Here is a 1,453-nt window from a genome sequence, read left to right on the forward strand (position 1 = left end):
CGAGATCCGGGACCTTGTGGTGCAGCTCGGTGCGCCCTGGCCGCGGTGGTTGTGATCTGCCTGTGGTCGATCCTACGGTGAACTATCCTGGGGCCATCTCAGGAAAGCAGGTACGCAAACCTCCTCTCCTTCCCTCTCGACGAGATGTACGGGGCAGGCGTGACAAACAGTCCTGCGGCAGGAGATCAGGGACCTGGTGTCGGATGGACAAGAGGGGATGTGTGACGCCCGAGGAGGTCTGGATGAAGGAAGTTCTCCTCCTTAAGAGACTCTTCCCTCTGGCAAATTCACGGCTGGACTATAAGGGAGTGTGGACCAGATGTACCGGAATCCCCTCGCATATATGGAGGGGACGGCCGCCTACTCCCCTGAGATCTGGCGGGTTGTCTGTACTGAACTCTGGCTGCGGACCTTCTTTGACAGAAGAGACGACAGGGTTTAATCCTTCCATCTACCAAGAGTATCCCTGTGCCCCCACCCCGCACCCTCGCCCGCCTCATGGGTATCGATCCTGTCCGCCGGCAGAGCCTCATCAGCCTCAGCTCCACTCTCATCCTCACCGCCGTTGGCTTCGTTGCCACGATGTACTTTGCCCATGCCCTGGGAGAGGTCGCATACGGGATATTCTCCCTCTTCCTTGCCTACTACGGGATCTTCAACCTGGTAGGCGACGGAGGTTTCGGGGGTGCGGCAGTTAAGCGTATCTCCGAGGGAAAGGATCAGGACGCCTACTTCACCGCCTTCCTCCTTCTCAGGGTCGCTCTTCTCGCCGTCTCGGTGGTCGTGGTGCTCGCCCTCTCTGACCTCCTCACTGCAGACGGTACATCCAGTATGGTCCCATGGCTCATTATTGCCCTCATCTTTGGGGTCTTAGCCGGGGTTCTGGGGAATGGACTCTATGGCGAGGGGATGATCGGCGCAAGCCAGACCGCCAACCTCTTGAACAATGTTGTCAAGGTTCTTATCCAGGTTATCGCCGTTCTCCTCGGTTATGGCATTGCAGGTCTGGTTGGAGGTTTTGTCTTCGGGATGTTTGTCGGGAGCTTATTCTGTCTCCGTTATATTCACCTCCGTCTTGCTCGCTTCACAACCGCCCATCTCAAAAACCTCCTTGCCTTCTCCTTCTGGATCTTCCTCACGTCCAGTGGTGCCATGGTCTTCTCGCACGCCGATACGATCCTCATCGGGTACTTCATGTCCCCTGCCGATGTCGGCGTCTACCGGATCGCCTTCCAGTTCACCACTGCAGCCACCTTCACGACGATGGCCCTTCATACCACCCTGTACCCGAAGATCAGCCGCTGGCATACTCGGGGCGCCCTCGACCTCGTCAAACTCTCCCTCTCCCGCGCTTTCACCTACTCCCTCCTCCTTGCGGTTCCGGTCGCGGTTGGGGGGTGGATCCTCGGCGACCGTCTCCTGTACTTCTTCTATGGTGCGGGTTTTGCCGCGG

Annotated in this window: 2 protein-coding genes; both read left to right on the top strand. The window is 58.2% G+C overall.

Features of this window, described 5'->3' with window-relative positions; genetic code table 11:
* Positions 1–319 precede the first annotated feature (319 nt).
* Positions 320–442 carry a hypothetical protein gene (locus tag Q0520_RS00325; protein ID WP_298665170.1) on the top strand — a complete coding sequence of 41 codons (123 nt, stop codon included), beginning with the start codon at positions 320–322 and terminating at the stop codon, positions 440–442.
* Between the two features lie 26 nt (positions 443–468).
* On the top strand, positions 469–1,453 hold a 985-nt coding region (locus tag Q0520_RS00330), incomplete at its 3' end, for an oligosaccharide flippase family protein (protein WP_298665172.1).

The sequence above is a fragment of the uncultured Methanofollis sp. genome (genome assembly GCF_937919355.1).
Lineage (GTDB): Archaea > Halobacteriota > Methanomicrobia > Methanomicrobiales > Methanofollaceae > Methanofollis.

What these genes read in the sequence shown, in the direction of transcription:
- Q0520_RS00325 (WP_298665170.1), top strand. Translation starts at nt 320, where the DNA reads ATGTACCGGAATCCCCTCGCATATATGGAGGGGACGGCCGCCTACTCC.